Source organism: Streptomyces sp. CBMA156 (assembly GCF_014596515.1).
GTDB lineage: Bacteria > Actinomycetota > Actinomycetes > Streptomycetales > Streptomycetaceae > Kitasatospora.
In genome coordinates this window covers 1-15,587 of record NZ_MSJQ01000087.1, presented here as the reverse complement: position 1 = coordinate 15,587, position 15,587 = coordinate 1, and the positions used below count along the sequence as shown (strand labels likewise).

At 70.9% G+C, this 15,587-nt stretch carries 24 protein-coding genes; 12 read left to right on the top strand and 12 right to left on the bottom strand.

What is annotated here, in order from left to right; genetic code table 11:
- Positions 1 to 25: 25 nt before the first annotated feature.
- Positions 26 to 562 (top strand): winged helix-turn-helix domain-containing protein, encoded by a 537-nt coding sequence (locus BU198_RS07315; RefSeq protein ID WP_317619957.1) that lies wholly within the window; start codon positions 26 to 28, stop codon positions 560 to 562.
- Here BU198_RS07315 and BU198_RS07310 read toward each other — a convergent pair.
- The 4 genes from BU198_RS07310 to BU198_RS07295 all read right to left on the bottom strand — a co-directional run bounded on the left by BU198_RS07310 (position 553) and on the right by BU198_RS07295 (position 3,289).
- Positions 553 to 1,071, bottom strand: a complete 519-nt coding sequence (locus BU198_RS07310) for a DinB family protein (RefSeq protein ID WP_188295487.1) — start codon at positions 1,069 to 1,071, stop codon at positions 553 to 555. The two genes, BU198_RS07315 and BU198_RS07310, sit on opposite strands and share 10 nt — an antisense overlap.
- Before the next feature lie 128 nt (positions 1,072 to 1,199).
- Entirely contained in the window at positions 1,200 to 1,577 is a 378-nt protein-coding gene (locus BU198_RS07305; protein WP_188295486.1) for a hypothetical protein, read from the bottom strand.
- Between the two features lie 35 nt (positions 1,578 to 1,612).
- Positions 1,613 to 2,008: a copper chaperone PCu(A)C gene (locus BU198_RS07300; protein ID WP_188295485.1), complete on the bottom strand. Its 396-nt coding sequence runs from the start codon at positions 2,006 to 2,008 to the stop codon at positions 1,613 to 1,615.
- A gap of 351 nt (positions 2,009 to 2,359) precedes the next feature.
- On the bottom strand, positions 2,360 to 3,289 hold the full coding sequence (locus BU198_RS07295) for a LysR family transcriptional regulator (RefSeq protein ID WP_188295484.1): 930 nt from the start codon (positions 3,287 to 3,289) through the stop codon (positions 2,360 to 2,362).
- 114 nt (positions 3,290 to 3,403) lie between these two features.
- On the opposite strand from BU198_RS07295, the gene BU198_RS07290 reads away from it, so the two are divergent.
- On the top strand, positions 3,404 to 3,931 hold the full coding sequence (locus BU198_RS07290) for a DapH/DapD/GlmU-related protein (RefSeq protein ID WP_188295494.1): 528 nt from the start codon (positions 3,404 to 3,406) through the stop codon (positions 3,929 to 3,931).
- Between the two features lie 184 nt (positions 3,932 to 4,115).
- Here the strand turns inward: BU198_RS07290 and BU198_RS07285 are convergent, their stop codons facing one another.
- Positions 4,116 to 4,499, bottom strand: a complete 384-nt coding sequence (locus BU198_RS07285; RefSeq protein WP_188295483.1) for a nuclear transport factor 2 family protein — start codon at positions 4,497 to 4,499, stop codon at positions 4,116 to 4,118.
- A 152-nt stretch (positions 4,500 to 4,651) separates the two neighbouring features.
- Positions 4,652 to 4,900: a hypothetical protein gene (locus BU198_RS07280; RefSeq protein ID WP_188295482.1), complete on the bottom strand. Its 249-nt coding sequence runs from the start codon at positions 4,898 to 4,900 to the stop codon at positions 4,652 to 4,654.
- A gap of 438 nt (positions 4,901 to 5,338) precedes the next feature.
- Between BU198_RS07280 and BU198_RS07275 the strand changes: the two genes are divergently transcribed.
- A complete protein-coding gene (locus BU198_RS07275; RefSeq protein WP_188295481.1) occupies positions 5,339 to 5,614 on the top strand; it encodes a hypothetical protein in 276 nt (91 codons plus the stop codon).
- Between the two features lie 60 nt (positions 5,615 to 5,674).
- Here the strand turns inward: BU198_RS07275 and BU198_RS07270 are convergent, their stop codons facing one another.
- Positions 5,675 to 5,908 carry a DUF397 domain-containing protein gene (locus BU198_RS07270; protein ID WP_188295480.1) on the bottom strand — a complete coding sequence of 78 codons (234 nt, stop codon included), beginning with the start codon at positions 5,906 to 5,908 and terminating at the stop codon, positions 5,675 to 5,677.
- A complete protein-coding gene (locus BU198_RS07265; RefSeq protein WP_188295479.1) occupies positions 5,893 to 6,732 on the bottom strand; it encodes a helix-turn-helix transcriptional regulator in 840 nt (279 codons plus the stop codon). Before BU198_RS07265 ends, BU198_RS07270 begins: the two co-directional genes overlap by 16 nt.
- Before the next feature lie 118 nt (positions 6,733 to 6,850).
- On the opposite strand from BU198_RS07265, the gene BU198_RS07260 reads away from it, so the two are divergent.
- The 3 genes from BU198_RS07260 to BU198_RS07250 are packed head-to-tail and all read left to right on the top strand — an operon-like array spanning position 6,851 to position 7,782.
- Positions 6,851 to 7,051: a hypothetical protein gene (locus BU198_RS07260; RefSeq protein WP_188295478.1), complete on the top strand. Its 201-nt coding sequence runs from the start codon at positions 6,851 to 6,853 to the stop codon at positions 7,049 to 7,051.
- A gap of 2 nt (positions 7,052 to 7,053) precedes the next feature.
- Positions 7,054 to 7,299 (top strand): hypothetical protein, encoded by a 246-nt coding sequence (locus tag BU198_RS07255; protein ID WP_188295477.1) that lies wholly within the window; start codon positions 7,054 to 7,056, stop codon positions 7,297 to 7,299.
- A 15-nt stretch (positions 7,300 to 7,314) separates the two neighbouring features.
- Positions 7,315 to 7,782, top strand: a complete 468-nt coding sequence (locus BU198_RS07250) for an NUDIX domain-containing protein (RefSeq protein ID WP_188295476.1) — start codon at positions 7,315 to 7,317, stop codon at positions 7,780 to 7,782.
- A gap of 58 nt (positions 7,783 to 7,840) precedes the next feature.
- On the opposite strand, the gene BU198_RS07245 is transcribed toward BU198_RS07250, so the two are convergent.
- Positions 7,841 to 8,161, bottom strand: coding sequence for a hypothetical protein (locus tag BU198_RS07245; RefSeq protein ID WP_188295475.1), 321 nt, complete (start codon positions 8,159 to 8,161; stop codon positions 7,841 to 7,843).
- A gap of 322 nt (positions 8,162 to 8,483) precedes the next feature.
- Between BU198_RS07245 and BU198_RS07240 the strand changes: the two genes are divergently transcribed.
- On the top strand, positions 8,484 to 8,987 hold the full coding sequence (locus BU198_RS07240; RefSeq protein ID WP_188295474.1) for a translationally-controlled tumor protein: 504 nt from the start codon (positions 8,484 to 8,486) through the stop codon (positions 8,985 to 8,987).
- Between the two features lie 39 nt (positions 8,988 to 9,026).
- On the opposite strand, the gene BU198_RS07235 is transcribed toward BU198_RS07240, so the two are convergent.
- Positions 9,027 to 9,911, bottom strand: coding sequence for a hypothetical protein (locus BU198_RS07235; RefSeq protein WP_188295473.1), 885 nt, complete (start codon positions 9,909 to 9,911; stop codon positions 9,027 to 9,029).
- A gap of 156 nt (positions 9,912 to 10,067) precedes the next feature.
- Here BU198_RS07235 and BU198_RS07230 point away from each other — a divergent pair, with 156 nt between their 5' ends.
- The 3 genes from BU198_RS07230 (at position 10,068) to BU198_RS07220 (ending at position 11,862) form a co-directional block, all read left to right on the top strand.
- Complete coding sequence (locus tag BU198_RS07230; RefSeq protein WP_188295472.1) at positions 10,068 to 10,421, top strand: VOC family protein; 354 nt, start codon at positions 10,068 to 10,070, stop codon at positions 10,419 to 10,421.
- Between the two features lie 157 nt (positions 10,422 to 10,578).
- A complete protein-coding gene (locus tag BU198_RS07225; protein ID WP_188295471.1) occupies positions 10,579 to 11,211 on the top strand; it encodes a DUF2306 domain-containing protein in 633 nt (210 codons plus the stop codon).
- A 249-nt stretch (positions 11,212 to 11,460) separates the two neighbouring features.
- A complete protein-coding gene (locus BU198_RS07220) occupies positions 11,461 to 11,862 on the top strand; it encodes a hypothetical protein (RefSeq protein ID WP_188295470.1) in 402 nt (133 codons plus the stop codon).
- Between the two features lie 106 nt (positions 11,863 to 11,968).
- Here the strand turns inward: BU198_RS07220 and sigJ are convergent, their stop codons facing one another.
- The gene (gene sigJ, locus BU198_RS07215) at positions 11,969 to 12,886 is read right to left on the bottom strand and encodes an RNA polymerase sigma factor SigJ (protein ID WP_188295469.1); all 918 of its coding nucleotides are present in this window, start codon (positions 12,884 to 12,886) and stop codon (positions 11,969 to 11,971) included.
- Between the two features lie 237 nt (positions 12,887 to 13,123).
- Between sigJ and BU198_RS07210 the strand changes: the two genes are divergently transcribed.
- Positions 13,124 to 13,600 (top strand): carboxymuconolactone decarboxylase family protein, encoded by a 477-nt coding sequence (locus BU198_RS07210; protein ID WP_188295468.1) that lies wholly within the window; start codon positions 13,124 to 13,126, stop codon positions 13,598 to 13,600.
- A gap of 343 nt (positions 13,601 to 13,943) precedes the next feature.
- Positions 13,944 to 14,438, top strand: coding sequence for an EF-hand domain-containing protein (locus BU198_RS43745; RefSeq protein ID WP_188295467.1), 495 nt, complete (start codon positions 13,944 to 13,946; stop codon positions 14,436 to 14,438).
- A gap of 165 nt (positions 14,439 to 14,603) precedes the next feature.
- Here the strand turns inward: BU198_RS43745 and BU198_RS07200 are convergent, their stop codons facing one another.
- Positions 14,604 to 15,212 (bottom strand): histone deacetylase, encoded by a 609-nt coding sequence (locus BU198_RS07200; protein WP_188295466.1) that lies wholly within the window; start codon positions 15,210 to 15,212, stop codon positions 14,604 to 14,606.
- Positions 15,213 to 15,587: the final 375 nt, after the last annotated feature.

Here is a 15,587-nt window from a genome sequence, read left to right as displayed (position 1 = left end):
TCAACCGTACTTAACGCTTGATCGGGTGAGCCACCAACCGGACGAGGACGTCCAGCGGATCAGCACGCCCGCGCAGCACACCGCACTCGCCCACCCCATGCGCCAGCGCCTGCTCTTCGCCCTGGGCGCCCGGCCGTCGACGATCAGCCGGCTCGCCGCGCAGCTGGGGGCGAACAAGGGCAGCGTCTCCCACCACCTCAGGGTGCTGTGCGAGGCGGGGCTGGTCCAGGACGCGGGAACGCGACGGGTGCGCGGCGGCACCGAGAAGTACTACCGGCGGACCGCCGAGCGGCTCCTCGTCGCCGAACCGCGGGCCGAGGGCACGGCCGCGCTGCTCGGCGCCGTCGCCCAGGAGCTGGACCGCTCACCCGCCGGCCACCTCCTGACCCTGCGCCATCTCCGGCTCGGCCCGGCCAAGGCGGCGCGGCTCGCCGAGGCGCTGGCCGCACTGGTCGACGGGACGGAGGAGGACGCGGAGGGCGAGCCGGTGCACGGCCTCCTGGTGACGCTCTACCAGCAGGACGGGGCGGCGGGGCCGGTGGCGGTCCCGCGTCAGAAGTAGCCCTTCGAGCCGTCGAGGAGTTCCCGGACGATGTCGGCGTGCCCCGCGTGCCGCCCGGTCTCCTCGACGAGGTGGATCAGCATCCAGCGGAGGTTGGCGCCGGCGGAGCGGAAGCCGGTGTGGCGGCCGACGTCGTCCAGGGAGGCCGCCGCGACGATCTCGTTGCTGCGGGCGCACTGGGCCTCGTACTCCGCGAGCAGTTCGGCGAGGGGGCGGCCGCCGGTCTGCCAGTCGGCGTCCTCGCCGCCCGACTTGTCGAAGGACGGGTTCTGCTTCTCGTCGCCGCCGAGGAACAGCACCTCCAGCCAGAGGTGTTCGACCCAGCGCATGTGGGAGACGAGGCCGGCCATCGTCATCGCCGGTGAGGTCGGGAGGGTCGAGCGGTGCGCGTCCTCGTCACTCAGCCCCTCGCACTTCCAGCGCAGGATCTGCCGTTGCAGGTCCAGCCAGCCGATGAGTGCGGTGCGTTCGTCCGCCTGGAGCGGGGGGCGTTGAAGTTCCGGTGCCATGGGGGTGCAGGGTACCGAGGCCGTCCGGCGGGCGCACCCGATTAACGCGCGGGGGTGTGGCGGGCCGGGCCGGAGCGGGACGTCGGCCGGGCCGACGTCCCGCTCCGGAGCCGCTCGCCCAGGGACGGCTACTTCTCGATGGTGATGTTCCTGAAGCTGATCACGAAGGCGTCCGGGTCGTCGTCCTCGTCCAGGTGGTAGGTGGTGCTGGCCCAGGCGTCGGCGAGGCGGACGCGGCGGGACGCGGGGTCCGCCGGGTCGCCGGCGATCAGGACGACGTCCTGGTGGGTCGCGGTGTTCTCGACGTCCTCGGCCCACTGGGTGGTGGCTTCGTGGCGGTCGTCGCCGCGGGCGAGGAGCACGTCGCCCCACAGCGGTACGGGGGCCCTGACGCCGGTGGTGAGGAGGGCGTCGAGGTCGAGCTCGGAGCCGACGAGGGTGAGCTTGGTGACGGAGTCGAGTACTTCGGCCCGGTTGTCGCCGAGGTCGAGGTGGTACGTGGTCATGTCCGGATCTCCAGGTGGCGGCGTGGTCGGCGGGGTCAGTACAGCTCGGGGGAGGTGCGGACGGGGATCCTGACCTTGAGGACGGTGCCGTCGTCGAGGAAGAAGATCACGCGGGCGTTGTCGCCGGGGGTGATCAGGCGGGTCGGCTTCTCCAGCATGAGGTGGTACTGGCCCGGCACGAAGGCGAAGCCGCCCTTGGCGGAGAGGGTCACCTTGTCCAGCTTGACCATCTTGGAGCTCTCGCTGTCGGTGACGGTCTGGTAGATCGTGATGTTCTTGTAGTCGGGGCTCTTGATCTTGGTGATCTCGTACCGCTTGTCGGCGGAGTTGTCGAGCGTGATGTACCCCGCGGCCGGCAGCGCGTTCGGCAGCCAGCGGACCCAGGCGGACTTGTCCCTGACCTTCACGTCGGTAGTGACCGGAATCTTCATTGGTATGGCTCCCCTCGGTGGGGTCGTCCCTCGACCCGTGGCGCCAGCAGATCTTGCGGTTGATCCAAAGGCAAGGATGCTTGACGGAAGATCACCTGATGGAGTGACGAGTCATCAAATCACTTGTTGGAAAAGAGAAATACCCCTTGCTTCCCTCCTGGCGAGGGAGCGCAGGGGGTAGCAGGGGTCAAGGGCGCAGCTCGTGGTGGACGAGTCCGAAGCCCGCGCGGACGGGGACGAAGCCGGCCTTGGCGAGGACCCGCCCGGAGGCGCGGTCGGCCTCCCGGTGCTCGGCGAGCACCCGCGTCGCCGGGCGCCCGCTGGGCCGGGTCTGTCAATTCGGTCGTCCGGTCAGCGGGCTACCCAGTCCGGTGCCCACGCGTCGTGCGGGGTTCGCGGGCCTGCGGTGCGCAGATGGTCGCGTAGCGCGGTCAGCACGGGGTGCTGGTCTCCGCTGCGGAACAGCAGCACGTGCGGGTAGACCGGGGTCGGGTCGTGCAGCGGGATGCGCCGTAGGTCGTGGGTCTGGGGCCACAGGTACCGGTCCCCGCTGCCGACGAGGGTGGCCAGCGAGGCCGAGTCGGCCAGAGCGTCCATCAGGGCCTCGTCACCGAAGTTGGGGCCGAGCGCGTCGATGCTCAGGCCGAAGGCCTCGGACAGTGCCTGGTAGAACGCCGCCCACTCCGTGCTCGGCCTGATCCCGGGGATCCAGATGCGGTGACCGCCCAGGTCCGCAGGGCTGACCCAGGGCACGTCGGCCAGCGGGTGACCGGGGCCGACCAGGAGCTCCAGGGGTACGTCCAGGAGTCGTTCGGTGCTGATCCCGGCCGGGACCTGGTCTGCCGGCAGGGCACGGAAGGACGCGTCGACGGTCCCTTCGAGCACCGCCTGGACGGCCTGCTCGGCGTTTTCCTCGCTCAGCGTGACCGCGTCCAGGTCCGTCCCGGGGTGGGAGCGGTAGAACCGATAGACGGCCTGGGCCGGGGAGATGCGCCGATTGAGGACATCGACGCGCAAGGGACGGCTCCCGGGGCGCACGGCACGCTCGGCCTGCCCGACGGCCGTCAGGACTTTCCTGGCGTGCGGCAAGAAGACCTGCCCGTCCAGGCTCAACCGGGAGCCTCGGGACGTTCGCACCAGGAGCGTGACCCCGGTGTGCCTCTCCAGGGCCGCAATCCGTTTGGAGACCGCCTGCTGGCTGATCCCCAGTTCGTCGGCCGCGCCCTGGAACTGGCCGGTCTCGGCGACGGCGACGAACGTCCGCAGTGCTTCAACATCCATGCTTCCACCCTACTTTCACAACCATTGGTTGTGTCTGGTGTGGTGCAGGGTTGTTTGATCAAGTGTTCTGCGCGATGGTGAGATCAGCACATGTCCACCCGCACAGAGCAGGTCATGTATGTCCAGACGCCTGAATTCGCGCTTCATGCGGAACGGATCGCAGAAGTGACCGATGCGACGTCTCGACTGAACGTGCTTCCGTTCAGCGACAGCGAAGGCCGCGCGGAACTACTTTCTGTTGTGTTCGGCGGCCCGCTGCCGGAGTCGGTGGTGATCTACCCGCCGTTCTTCACCGAGCACGGGCTGAACACGACGTTCGGGGAAAACGTCTTCGTCAACCAGGGATGCACCTTCATGGACAAGGGAGGTATCCGTATCGGGAACGGCGTCATGATCGCCCCCAAGGTCAGCCTCGTCACCGGAGGCCATCCACTGCCCCTGGCCGAGCGCCGCGAGTACCTCTCCTTCGCCCCGATCGTCATCGGGGACGACGTCTGGATCGGGACGGCTGCCGTGATCACGCAGGGGGTGACCATCGGCGCCGGCGCGGTGGTCGCCGCCGGTGCGGTGGTCACGCGTGATGTCCCCGGCGGCACCGTGGTCGCGGGAGTGCCCGCCCGGGTGATCAAGACGATCGGCTGAGCCCGGCCGGGCCGCGCACGGCCCCGACCATGCCGCTCGGAGACCAGGCATGCTCCTCCCGCACGATCCGAGGGGTGCTCAAGGCCCGCGGGATCACCGCGGTCATCCCCGAACGGCGTGACCAGCAGGCGCACCGCCGCCACCGCGGTTCAGCACGCGGGCATCCGCCGAAGTTCGATCCGGTTCAGCCGAAGATGAGGCGGAAGACGTGGTTGTAGACGAAGAAGCCGCCGGGCTGGCCGGGGATCGGCTGGAGGTTGAAGGTGCCGGTGAACTGCAAGGGCTTGTCGTGGGCGCCGTCGATGACGAGGCTGCCGGTCACCGCGACCAGGACGCCGCCGCCCGTGGTCGGCTGGGAGTCGACGACGGTGATCCGGTGCTTGACGACCTTGAGTTCGGGCTTGGTGAGCTGGGTGAGGATGTTCTGCGTCCCCTGGAACTGCTGGCCTTCCCAGGTGAGCATCGACTCGGGGCGGTAGAGGCTCGCCAGGCCGGGCCGGGATCCGTAGGTGTCGAAGGTCGTGTAGTAGTGCTGGACGAACGAGTTCGCGATCGCGTTGAAATCCATGGACGGAACGTAGCCGTCCGATCGCGCCCGGCGCCCGGGTTGACCCGTCCTCGACACGCCCGGGCCGGTGGTGTGGTACACGGCGGGGCCCCGCCGGCCCGGGGAAGGGGGGCGGCGGGGCCGGCTGCTGGGCTCAGTGGGCGTCGGACGTCCTAGAAGAACCAGACGGAGAGGCGGGCCGTGTTCGGGGCGACGTCGCAGAAGTAGCTGACCGCCTCTCCGCGGGTGACGTAGGCCTTGCCGGCGGCCTCGCACGCGGCGCCGCTCGGGTACATGCCGACGTAGGTGTAGCCGGTCGTCCTGGTGGTGGACGCCTGGGCGGCGGGGGCGACCATCAGGCCGCCCGCGACCGTGAGCAGTCCGGCCAGGGCCATGGTGGAAACCGTCTTGCGCAGTGCCATGTCGGTGTCTTCCTCCCTTGGGCGAGAACGCCGGAGTCCGCTTCCCGGCGTTCGGCTGGGAGCCTTCCGGAATCCCGGATTCGCGGCAATGGTAGAGACCAATTTGGCAGAAAACAGCTGGTCGCCAGGGGTGGACGTGAGCCCGGGGGCCCGTCAAAGCAGCGGCCTTGCAGCGGAGTCGGCGGAGGAGATCCGGTGGGCGGAAGCCTCACGTCCACCCGATTCGACGGCGCACGCCGACCCGCCCACCCGCTTCCACGGACGCTCCGGTCGCGGCCGCCCGTGTACATCCCGCGCCGTCAAAAGCCGGGGCTCCGCACGAATCGGCCGGACGGCCGCGAGCCGGTGCGCGGCCCGTCCCGCGCTTGATCTGGACGACCGTCCAGGGCCATCGTCCACATCGGTCGTACGGACGGATCCACAGCACTGGAGCGTGTGATGGGTCATTCCCTGCCGGTGACCCTGACCGGGGCGTTCCTGGCCTGGGAGGCCCTGCTGCTGATTCCCGTGGTCCCGGGGAAACCGGTCGACACCAGGGACTTCTCCGAGCTTCCCCGCCGGCAGTACAACGCGTTCGACGTCTTCCTCACCACCCTCGGGCTCGCCGGCTTCGTGGTGGACGGCTTCCTGCTACAGCGGATGCCCGACCCGGAGCTCGATCCGGCGCCGCTGGGGGAGGGGCTGGTCGCCCTGGTCGGGCACCACCTGGAGTGACTCCCGTGCTGCCCGGCCCTCGTGAAGGGCCGGGCGGCTTCGCGCCCTTCGGCAGGATCGTCAGCGTGCTGCGGGGCGAGGGGAGTTGTGGCTGTCGAACTTGCCGGTGCGGATGGCGGTGACGAAGGCCTGCCAGGCGGGGGAGGAGAAGGCGAGGGCCGGGCCCGAGGGGTCCTTGGAGTCGCGCACGGGCATGACGCCGACGAAGCCGTCGGCTACCTCGATGCACTGGCCGGCGTTCCCGCCACTGTACGAACTCTTCCGCCAGGAAGCCTCAGTCAGGTCGACATCCACTCCAGGTCCCTCCTTGTCGAACGGATGAAAGCCAGCGATTCGGTCTGGCCAAGGGCCTCGACCGCAAGCCGATCGTAGCTCCTGGTCAATGTGGCAGCCGACTTGGTATCGCGGTCGATGTAGCCTCGCTGCTCGATCTCGCCGTATACGAGAATCCTGCGGGTCGGCATGGTAAGGAGGTGCACCGTGTGAGTGAGCGGCCGGTTCTCGCCCAGGGTGTAGGGCGCCACCTGGATGATCACATTCGGGAGTTCGGCCAACTCTTCAAGACGGAGCAACTGTTCGACCATGACGTCCCGTCCGCCGATGATCCGCCTGAGGCAGCCTTCGTCCAGCACCACGTGGATGACCGGGGGCGGGGTGCGCTCGATGACTTTCTGGCGGTTGATCCTGAATGAGATGTGCTCCTCGGCTTCTTCCATGGTTGCGTGACCCTGCCTGACGTAACCCATGGTGACTGCGGTTGTGTACGCCAGGGTCTGCACGAGTCCCGGGATGATGTCGATCTCGAAGATCCTGATCTGCTCCGCGAGCGCCTCGTAGCGCGCGTACTCCGGAAACCCCTCCAGGATCGCCGCGTTCTTCAGCTGGTACCACATCAGCAGCAGGGTGCCGCCGGTCTCCAGTACCTCGTCCGCCAGTTCGGCGAGCTTGCGGGTCGGGGGCCGGTGGGCAAGTTCGACGTAGGACAGGTGCGACGGCGAGCACCCGATGAGCGGGGCCAGCTCCTCCTGGCGGAGGCCCCTGGCCTCTCGCGACTTGCGGAGTTGGATCCCGAAGGGCGCCCAGGGGCTGGACTCGGGGTCAATCTGCTTCTTGTTCATGGCGGTTCTCAACTTCCAGCAAGCCCGGAGGCAAGTAGCAGGCCGCTTTCCATGCTAGGTGACCTTGCTCCAGCATGTACACAGAACGTGAAACTCCGATCGCAGAGAGTTCATTCCCATGCCCCAAGACCAAGCCCCGCGCCTCCTGGGCTACGGCGTCCGGTTCGATGTCGAGGCCGACCGCTACCGGGTCCGCAACGAGATGACGGGGGAGTGGCTGCGCCGGCCCGACGGTGAGTTGGCCACCTTCGTCTTCTTCGGTGACGCCTACAGTGCCTGGCGCGGCTTCGAGGTCCACAAGCGCCCCGGGGAGAAGTGAAGATGTCCTCCACTCTCTCCCGCGCCACCGCCGAGCAGCGCCGTCAGGCGGCCGACGTGCTGGACGACCTCACCACCGTCCTCGCCCTCGGCGGCGTCCGGCCCCCCACCCTCGAAGTCGACTGGCACACCGGCCGCCTGACGTGCAGCTACCTGCTCCACCTCACCGCCCGCCCCGCCGACCTCCTGCGCGTGGTCGACCTGCTGCGCAAGGGCCTGCGCCACGAGCGCCTCACGCACGACGACTGAAAGCAGCCGCCCCCCATGCAAGACCCCCGACTCCTGGCCAAGCCCCCCGTCTGCCGGCTCGGCTGCCTCGTCCTGATCCGCAACCCCCGCGGCGACGTCCTCCTCGTAGACCCCGACTACATGGACGGCATGATCCTGCCCGGCGGATCCGCCCGCCCCAACGAGCCCCCGCACCTCGCCGCCGCCCGCCACCTCCACGCCGAGACCGGGCTGATCGCCCGTCTCACCGACATCCTCGCCGTCGACTTCACCCCCGCCGACCGCTACCTGGAACGCCTCAACCTCGTCTTCGACGGCGGCACCGTCCCCGACACCGCCCAGGTCACCGTCCCGCCCCGGCACCGCAGCGGACTGCTCGGCGCCCGCTTCGTCCCCGCCCCGGACCTGCCGGACTTCATGGCCCCCTCCCAGGCCGCCCGCGCCGCCGAAGCCCTCGCCAGCCGTACTCTCCCTGTTCTCCTCCACGGCCAACGCGCCGCCTGAACACACACCTCGGGCCCGGCACGGGAAGTCCGCGCCGGGCCGAGGAGTTCGCGCCGGGTCAGTCCAGGGCCAGGAAGCTGCCGACGTTCTCGTCCGGCCGGAACTCGCCCGGCCCCAGGGGGTTGAGGATCTTCGTCTGGCAGTTGCCGTCGGGGAACAGCAGGATGGTGCCGCTGGTCCGGTTGGCGATCGCGGTGTCGGCGCCGAGGCCGGGGTAGCACTGGCCGCCCTGCGGGTCCCGGGCCTGCTTGAAGGTGCTGCCGTTCTCCTGGATCACGACGCCGGGGGCCGCCGAGGCCGCCGAGACGTTGACCAGGGACAGGATGAGGGCGCCGGCGGTGACCACGAGGGCCGCGCGCGGGCTGAAGCGCATACGCATGGTGGACTCCCGTACTGGGGTTCGCAGATGGGGTGCGTTGCCGGGAGCCCCGAGGCCCCGAACCGGTGGGCACCTCGTCGCCCCCGACGGCTGGTCTGCCCGGGGCGGGAACCGGCCTCCCCTGTGGGCCCGGTGGTTCACCCGAAAGAGATTCGCATACTTACCGATTTGCTGTTTCCACAGGCCGGGGCCGGACCTGCTCGGCCGGGCGTGACATCACGGGGCCTCGATATCGAACGGGCATTCACACTGTGTGAGTGTCATGTTACGCAGAGGCTAGGGTGGGCCGACGACGCTTGGTCCGGGTGGGATGGAGATCTGCATGAAGGTGTACAAGGACGTCTTCAACGGCGACGAGTTGCTGTCGGACTCGGTCCCGATCAAGGAAGACGGCATCTGCTACGTCGCCGAGGGCAAGTACGTCACGCGCAACACGGCCGTGGTGATCGACACCGGCGCCAGTGGTGGCGAGGAGGACGGCGAGGAGGCCGGTGAGGTGGGCGATTCGGCCGCCGTCACGGTCCTCAACGTCGTTGACGCGCACCGTCTCGTCGAGACGGCGTACGACGCGAAGAACTACACCGGCCACATCAAGGCGTACCTGAAGAGGCTGTCGGAGAAGGTGCCCGCGGACGAGCGGTCCGCATGGCAGCAGCAGGCGCAGGAGTGGGTCAAGGGGGTACTCGCCGACTTCGGGAGCTACCGGTTCTTCACCGGCGAGACCATGGACCCCGAGGCCATGGTCGTTCTCCTGAAGGTCGGTGAGGACGGGACCACTCCGTTCCTGTACTACGTCCGCCAGGGGCTCAGGGTCGAGGAGTACTGACGCCACCGGTTCGGCCTGGCACTCCTCGGCCTCCGCATCTCATCGAAGAGGCACGCTCTCGGACCCACCGGAGGCGAGCCGCCACCCGCCGAGGGCCAGGTCGAGCGTCGCCGCGTAGCCGGGCTGCTCCGGCGGCTGTTCGCCGAGGCGCCACGGCCGCGGCAGGGCCGACAGTCCGACCGTCACCGTGGTGCCGGACACCTTCCTGACGGATCCGACCCAGTGCGGGCTCTCGGCGATCAGCCGCCGCGGCAGCGCCTCGTCCGGCTCCGGGACCTCCACCGGCGCGGCGTGGCCGGCCCCGATCAGGGCAGACCCGGCCAGCAGGGCCAGCAGCCGGGCGAGGAGTGCCGGGGGCACCGCCGGATCCGTCGACTCCGCCATCAGGTAGCAGTCGTCGTGCCCGGAGTACCAGAAGCGCGAACCGCCGAGGCGGGGGAGGACCGGCTCGCCGGCGACCACGGCCGCGCCGACGGCCAGGTCGAGCGCGTCGAGCTGCGCCGCGGTGGTGCCCGCCGGAACGTCGACCAGCGACAGCTCGTACGGCGCCCAGCCGCCGCCGAGGAACCGGGGCAGGTCGTCCCGGCGCATCATCAGGAGCTCCTCGCCGAGGTCCATCGATCCCGGGGCCCGGCCCCCGACCGCGCGGGCGGTGCAGTCCACGCCCCGCTGCGCCGCGATCCGGGACGGCGGCCACGGCCGGTTGTCCTTGTCGAAGAGGCTGTTCGATTCGAGGTTCAGGACGACGACCGTGTCGTTCGCCGTGCGGGTGAACACGTCGATCAGCTCCCAGGCCCGGGCGGCCGCCCCGCTCACCGTCCACGAGCCTTCGGCCTCACCGACGCTGAAGCTCAGCGGGAACGGCAGCCGCTCCACCCCGACACGGTTGGCGCCGAACGCCCCGTGGCTCTCCACCGTGATCACTGCCGTACCCCCTGGATGAACCCGCCCACACCCCGACCTGCTCGGACCATCATCCCCCTCCGCTGCCGCGATCCCCTCTGCGGCCCCCGGCAGCCGGCTCCCACCCGCCGCCCCTGCCTACCCCGGCCGGGGCCGCCGCCCTGGCAGGATGGCGGCATGGAACGAGTGCTTGGCATCGGCGGGTACTTCCTGCGGGCCGCCGACCCGACGGCGCTGAGCGCCTGGTACCGCGAGAGCCTGGGGCTGGACGCGGACGAACACGGCCTCTGGCACCAGCAGGCCGGGCCGACGGTCTTCGCCGCCTTCGACTCCGGAACCGACTACTTCGGCTCCCGCACCCAGCAGACCATGCTCAACTTCCGTGTCCGCGACCTGGACGCGATGCTCGCCCAACTGCGCGCCCACGGCGCCGCCGTGGCCGAGGAGACCCAGGAGATGGCGGGCGTCGGCCGGTTCGGCTGGGTCACCGACCCCGAGGGCAACCGCATCGAACTCTGGCAGCCCGCCTGACCGCGTCCCGCTCCGGAACGGGATGACCCCGGCGCGGAAACGTCGTGACTTACGCCCGGCAAATACCTTGCCCCGTAAGGGAAGTGGGGTTTTCTGGGGGTGCGTATCGGGGGCATGCCGGATGTCCGCCGGCGGCGCCGGGCCCGAGACTCGACCCATGCGCATCACGCGGGCCGGTTGGGCCATCATGACGATGCTGTCCACGCTGATCGTCGTCATCTCCGCCAAGTACTTCCGCCTCGACCCGGAGGCGTTCTTCGAGGAGCAGCGCGACACCTACCTGACCCACCAAGTCCCGCTCGCCATCCACATCTCCGGCGCCATCACGGCCCTGGCCGTCGGCCCCTGGCAGTTCTCCAAGCGCCTGCGCGCACGCAAGCCCCGCTGGCACCGCCGCATCGGCGTCGTCTACCTGCTCGGCTGCCTGACCGGCGCGGTGGGCGCCCTGCTGCTGGCACCCGTCGCCTACGGGGGAGCGGTCTCCGGACTCGGCTTCGCCTGCCTGGCGGTGGCCTGGCTGATCACCGGCGCCATGGGGCTGCGGACGATCCTCGCCGGCCGGGTCGCCGACCACCGCCGCTGGATGATCCGCAGCTTCGCCCTCACCTTCGCCGCCGTCACGCTGCGCCTCATGGTGCTCGCCGCCACGACGGCCGGCCTGGGCCTGCGCCCCGCCTACACCGCCGTGGCCTGGCTGTGCTGGGTGCCCAACCTGCTGCTGGCCTGCTGGTTCACCCGCACCCGCACTCGTACCCGCACCCGTCGCGCCGGACCGGCCGCCCCGGCTTGAGGTGAGGACTGCTCGGGTCTCCCCGTCGGCGATGCGTCGATCGAACGCCGGCGCCCGGGAGACGCGGCGGGGCCCGGCCCGCCGGGTGCGGGGCGGTTGTTAGCCCGGCCAGGCAGCGGCGTTCCTCCGCCCGAGTAGCCGGACGCTCACCCGGGCAGCGGGCGCCTCGGTCCGGGTACGGGTCGGGGCCGGCGCGGGGAAACGGCCCCCGCCGACGAAAGCCCGACCCAGAACTCCAGGAGGCCGAACATGGCCCGCATCAAGCCCCTCGCCCTGACCGCCCTCGCCGTCGTCGGCGTGCTGGCCGCGAGCACCGCGACCGCCGCCGCCGAGGCGAAGCCCACCGGCAAGCCCGTCGGCAAGCCGGCCGTCGTCATTCCCCACAACCCGACCACCACCAACCCCCAGCTGCTGGCCGCACACGACCAGGTCACCGGCGACTGGGTCGACGTGGCCCCGGGCGAGAACGGGTACGCCTACGTGACGTGTCCGTCCGGCGAGGTGCCCACCGGCGGTGGCGGCCAGACCAGCGCCTACGCGATCTTCTTCACCGACTCCTACCCGGACGGCAGCTCCTGGGTCGTGCGCGGCACCAACACCGGCAGCGGGACCGAGTCCATCCGGGCGACCGCGGTCTGCACCACCCCCTGACCCGGGGCTGAGCGACCCGGGCCCGGCAGCCGGGCCCGGGCCGCTCCACGTCCGGCGAGGGTCACCTCGGCGAGGGTCACCTCGGCGGGGGTCACTTCGGCGGGGGTCACTTCGGCGGGGGCAGCAGCCCCAGGTCCGAGACCGGTCCGAGGTGGGCGAGCTTGTCGGGGTTGGACACGGCGTGGACCGCCCGCACCGCGCCGTCGGCGTCGATGTCCAGCCCGATGACGTTGACCACGCGCTGCTCGGCGTCGTACAGCACCGCGCCCGGGCGGCCGTTGACCCACGCGGGGGTGAGGCGGGCGCCGAGCCGGCGGATCCGGCGGAAGCCGCCGACCAGCAGTCGGGCGACGCGCAGCGGGTCGGTGACGGAGCGGCCGAGCGCACGGGCCTTGCCACCGCCGTCGCCCTGGAAGACCACGTCGGGGGCGAGCATGCCGAGCAGCGCCTCCGGGTCCCCGCCCTCGGCGACCTCGAAGAAGCGGCGGGCCAGCTCCTCGCCCTCCGCGCGGCGGGCCGGAGCCGGAGCGGCGGTCCCGTCCCCGGCGACGGCCAGGCGCTTCCTGGCCCGGGCGAGGATCTGGCGGCAGTTCGCCTCGCCGCGGCCGACCATCCGCGCGACCTCCGGATAGCCGTACCCGAACGCCTCGCGCAGCGTGAACACCGCGCGCTCGACGGGGGAGAGGGCCTCCAGCAGCACCAGGAACGCCATCGACAGGGTGTCCGCCAGCTCCGCGTGCTCGGCCGGGCCCGGGCGGGCGGCGGTGGTGACGACGGGCTCGGGCAGCCACTCGCCGAGGTAGGTCTCGCGGCGTACCCGGGCGGACTTCACGTGGTTGATGCCCAGCCGGGTGACGGTTGTGGTCAGGTACGCCTTGGGGTCGGTGATCACGGTGCCGGCCAGGCCGGCGCGGGTGAGGCCGAGGAAGGTGTCCTGGACGAGGTCCTCGGCGTCGCCGACCGAACCCGTCATCCCGTAGGCGATGGAGAACAGCAGCGGCCGGTACCCGGCCGCGCCCGCCATGTCCGCCGAACCCGCCGAACCCGCTGAACCCGCTGAACCCGCTGATCCCGTCATGGAATCCCCCTTTCCCGACCGTGACCGTGGCCGTGACCGGCAGGCTATCCGAGGCCCCTCGCGGCGCACGGGCGGGCGGTGTGGCGCAGGTCACGGCGTCGGACCGGCGGGGGGATGTCACAAAACGGCGGGCCGTTCTGTCTCAAGGGGCGACAACGGGACACCGACCGAGGAGCAGCCGTCATGGAACCCCGCCTGAACCCCTTCACCAGCCCCGTCATGGGCAAGGTCTTCAAGCACGTCATCGCCGCCCACAAGCCCATCGCCGAGTCGAGCCTGCCGTACGCCGTCCAGGAGTTGGTGCGGCTGCGGGTCAGCCAGATCAACGGCTGCGGCGCCTGTCTCGACATGCACTACAAGGAGGCCGTGCACGCCGGCGAGGACCCGGTGCGCCTCAACCTGGTCGCGGCCTGGCGCGAGGCCACCGTGTTCACTGACGCGGAGCGCGCCGCGCTGGAACTCGCCGAGGAGGGCACCCGGCTCGCCGACGCGGCCGGCGGGGTGAGCGACGAGGTGTGGGCGAACGCCGCGAAGCACTACGACGAGGAGCAGTTGGCGGCGCTGGTGTGCGTGATAGCGCTGATCAACGCCTTCAACCGGGCGAACGTGATGACCCGCCAGCCCGGCGGCGGCTACGAGGTCGGCATGTACAACCACTGACCGCTCGCGCCGTACGCCCACCGGCCCTCAACTGTGCTGCCACACAAGGCCGGTGGGAGCCGCGGCCGGAACAGGTCCGGTCCGCCGCCCGGGCGGGGGAGAGGGTTTCGTGTGCGGCGCCGTCCGGCTCACCGCCCGCCGGGCGCCGTACGCCCGAGGCCTCCGGGCGAACGTCCAGGGGTCGCACGGCAGTTCGCCGGCCTCCCCGGAGCCCGTCCGTCCACCTCCGTCACCGCTGCCTCTCTTTCGAGTGATCAACGGCGTGACACCCGCCCCGACGGCCGGAGATGCGACAAGGTGAGCCGGACACCTCCGTCGTATCAGAAAGGGACAGGTGGGTTCCGTGGTGACTCGGACAGAGCGCGACCACTTCCAGGCGATGTTCAAGAGGCTGGACGTCGACGGTGACGGAGTGATCGAGCAGGTCGACATCGACCAGCTGGTCCACAAGGTGCTGCGGCGGGTCGGCGCCGGCGAGCCGGGCACCGAGACCTGGCGACGGGTGGTCGGCCTGGGCAACCGGATGTGGCAGGAACTGCTCGACGGCACGGACGCGAACGGGGACGGCAGGGTCAGCGCCCGGGAGTTCGTCGCCGCCTACCGGCGGCCCGACTTCCTCGACCAGGTCGCGGTGCCGTTCGAGCTCGCGATCCTGGAGGCGGTGGACGCCGACGGCGACGGCAGCATCTCCCTGGCGGAGTGGCTGACCTGGCAGCAGGCCAAGGGAGTCGCCTCGAACGAAGCCCTCGGCGAGTTCCAGCAGATCGACGCCGACGGCGACGGCCACCTCACCCGGGACGAGTGCGTCCAGCACATCAAGCAGACGTACACCACCTGAGGCCTGTGCCCCGAACGCGGCTGGGCCGTAGGGCAGTTCGCCGGCGGCGAAGGCGGCGGCGAGCTGCCGGCTCCAGTCGGACGGCCCCGGTGCCGTTCTGGCGCGTGATCACCGTGTGGAGGTCCTGTCCGCAGGAGGGCGGTGGAGTTCGGCGGGCGGGGGAGTTCAGCCCAGCGCCGCCTCCACCGCCCGCGGTGTCCAGTGCCCGGCCGCGCCCGGGCGGGTGGCGAGGTAGCCGGCCGTGCGCCAGGGGCCCCAGCCGTGGGACTCGGCCAGGCCGGCGGCCAGGGTCCGCAGGTAGGGCCGGGTGGGGGCGTTCAGCTCGGCGCCGGCCACGCCCCAGGAGGCGGTGAAGGTCAGCAGCGGCCTCCCGTCCGACTCGCCGACGTGCAGCAGGGTCTGGTAGCGGCCCGGGCCCAGTTCGTCGCGCCCGGTGGCGAGCACCGGGGCGAGGTCGAGGTCGGTGCCGGGGGGGCGGCCCATCTCCTGGGCGGCGACGTCGCTGAACTGACTCAGCGTCATCAGATAGGCACAGCACGGGACTTCGCCGCACCCGGCCGGGTCGTAGAAGGCCGAGCCGCCGCCCCAGGTGCGCGAGCGCCCGGCGAAGTACAGCGTGCCCGGCAGCGCGGTCGCCACCGCCCGGCGCGGCGGGCGCCGGTCGCGGGCACCCGGTTGGTCCTGCGCCCCGCCGTCCGGGCGCCCGCCGCGCAGGTAGCAGGCGAGACGGGCGGCGTGCAGGTTCGAGCCGTACGCCACGTACCAGACGAGCATCCTGTTCTCTCCCACCGTCGCGGCCCCGGCACCGTCGCCGTCCTGGTAGTCGGCGATTCCCCCTCACCGGCGGAAACGATCGAAATCGCGCGAAATGTCATTCGATTCGCGCCGTCGTCGACCCCGTACGGCATCGATGATGAGAATCTCCTTTGATCGCACCCCCGCTGCATCCAGCCGGCTCCCAGCACGGTCATGGTGGATGGGCGCGCGTCCCGGAAGGTGACAACGGCACCGTACGCGCCCCCCCAGGACCCCGGAGCCGAGGAACCCCACCCATGGACGCACGCCCCGAAACGGCCGGCCCAGGCACGCTGCACCGCCCCCACCCGGGCCGCTCCGCGGCGGGTCGGCCGGCGGCCCAGGCCCCCGGCC

What these genes read in the sequence shown, in the direction of transcription:
- BU198_RS07245 (WP_188295475.1), bottom strand. Translation starts at nt 8,161, where the DNA reads ATGCGTATGCGCTTCAGCCCGCGCGCGGCCCTCGTGGTCACCGCCGGC.
- BU198_RS07200 (WP_188295466.1), bottom strand. Translation starts at nt 15,212, where the DNA reads ATGCTCGTCTGGTACGTGGCGTACGGCTCGAACCTGCACGCCGCCCGT.
- BU198_RS07305 (WP_188295486.1), bottom strand. Translation starts at nt 1,577, where the DNA reads ATGACCACGTACCACCTCGACCTCGGCGACAACCGGGCCGAAGTACTC.
- BU198_RS07225 (WP_188295471.1), top strand. Translation starts at nt 10,579, where the DNA reads ATGCGCATCACGCGGGCCGGTTGGGCCATCATGACGATGCTGTCCACG.
- BU198_RS07265 (WP_188295479.1), bottom strand. Translation starts at nt 6,732, where the DNA reads ATGAACAAGAAGCAGATTGACCCCGAGTCCAGCCCCTGGGCGCCCTTC.
- BU198_RS07240 (WP_188295474.1), top strand. Translation starts at nt 8,484, where the DNA reads ATGAAGGTGTACAAGGACGTCTTCAACGGCGACGAGTTGCTGTCGGAC.
- sigJ (WP_188295469.1), bottom strand. Translation starts at nt 12,886, where the DNA reads ATGGCGGGCGCGGCCGGGTACCGGCCGCTGCTGTTCTCCATCGCCTAC.
- BU198_RS07285 (WP_188295483.1), bottom strand. Translation starts at nt 4,499, where the DNA reads ATGGATTTCAACGCGATCGCGAACTCGTTCGTCCAGCACTACTACACG.
- BU198_RS07290 (WP_188295494.1), top strand. Translation starts at nt 3,404, where the DNA reads ATGTATGTCCAGACGCCTGAATTCGCGCTTCATGCGGAACGGATCGCA.
- BU198_RS07300 (WP_188295485.1), bottom strand. Translation starts at nt 2,008, where the DNA reads ATGAAGATTCCGGTCACTACCGACGTGAAGGTCAGGGACAAGTCCGCC.
- BU198_RS07250 (WP_188295476.1), top strand. Translation starts at nt 7,315, where the DNA reads ATGCAAGACCCCCGACTCCTGGCCAAGCCCCCCGTCTGCCGGCTCGGC.
- BU198_RS07295 (WP_188295484.1), bottom strand. Translation starts at nt 3,289, where the DNA reads ATGGATGTTGAAGCACTGCGGACGTTCGTCGCCGTCGCCGAGACCGGC.
- BU198_RS07230 (WP_188295472.1), top strand. Translation starts at nt 10,068, where the DNA reads ATGGAACGAGTGCTTGGCATCGGCGGGTACTTCCTGCGGGCCGCCGAC.
- BU198_RS07255 (WP_188295477.1), top strand. Translation starts at nt 7,054, where the DNA reads ATGTCCTCCACTCTCTCCCGCGCCACCGCCGAGCAGCGCCGTCAGGCG.
- BU198_RS07220 (WP_188295470.1), top strand. Translation starts at nt 11,461, where the DNA reads ATGGCCCGCATCAAGCCCCTCGCCCTGACCGCCCTCGCCGTCGTCGGC.
- BU198_RS07280 (WP_188295482.1), bottom strand. Translation starts at nt 4,900, where the DNA reads ATGGCACTGCGCAAGACGGTTTCCACCATGGCCCTGGCCGGACTGCTC.
- BU198_RS07275 (WP_188295481.1), top strand. Translation starts at nt 5,339, where the DNA reads ATGGGTCATTCCCTGCCGGTGACCCTGACCGGGGCGTTCCTGGCCTGG.
- BU198_RS07210 (WP_188295468.1), top strand. Translation starts at nt 13,124, where the DNA reads ATGGAACCCCGCCTGAACCCCTTCACCAGCCCCGTCATGGGCAAGGTC.
- BU198_RS07260 (WP_188295478.1), top strand. Translation starts at nt 6,851, where the DNA reads ATGCCCCAAGACCAAGCCCCGCGCCTCCTGGGCTACGGCGTCCGGTTC.
- BU198_RS07310 (WP_188295487.1), bottom strand. Translation starts at nt 1,071, where the DNA reads ATGGCACCGGAACTTCAACGCCCCCCGCTCCAGGCGGACGAACGCACC.